This is a genomic window from Flavobacterium koreense (genome assembly GCF_054776075.1).
This window is the reverse complement of sequence record NZ_BAAHCF010000015.1, coordinates 1-775: the sequence shown is the minus strand read 5'-3', so window position 1 is coordinate 775 and position 775 is coordinate 1. Positions and strand designations below refer to the sequence as shown.

Annotated in this window: 1 protein-coding gene; it reads right to left on the bottom strand. The window is 35.1% G+C overall.

The features are described 5' to 3' along the window. On the bottom strand, window positions 1-775 hold a 775-nt coding region (locus ACYU7A_RS07995; RefSeq protein ID WP_460575573.1), incomplete at both ends, for a T9SS type B sorting domain-containing protein.

Sequence of the window (775 nt, the reverse complement as noted above, 5' to 3'; positions counted from 1 at the left end):
CCCCAACGGTTGTAAATTTCAACGGTGTTTTCTGGGTAACAATCTAAGTTAGTAATGTTTTCAATTACAAAACTATCATTCAAAGTATCTCCATTTGGTGTTACTGCGTTATATACTATTATATTTTTACAAGCTAAAACACCGCAAGTTTCGAATTCATCACTTGTTGGGATTGTTATTTCAAATGTTCTTGGGCAATATGGATCATTAGTTTTATATCTAACAATATAACTTCCGTTTGCTAAATTCAATGGAGTGAATACACCATTAGTTATGTCTAAAGCACCTGAGCTACTAACATCAGTCCATGTACCTCCAGTTGGTTGTGTTCCAAACTGATTGTTAATAATTGACATAACGTTCACTTCAAGTTCGATATCAAGACTACATTGAGCATCAATTGTTAACTGTTGGAAGTAGTTTGGAATTGACACATTAATTGTTTGTGTAAACGTAGCACTATTTCCACAAGCATCAGTTACTGTCCAAGTTCTTACAATAGTGGATGTTCCATCTGAAGCAACTGTTGAAGTTGTTTCTGTAGTCACAACAGTAATTGGTGTGCTAGAACAAGCATCCGTAAATACTAATTGAGGTACTGCTGGAATTGAATTACAAGTTACATTTAAAACAGTTGGGAATGATGTAACTACTGTCGGAGCTGTTGTATCTTGAACAGTTATCGTTTGAACATGAGTTGTAGTTAATCCACAAAGGTCAGTTGCAATCCATGTTCTTGTTAATGTATAACTTCCTGCACATGTTCCTGCTGTAG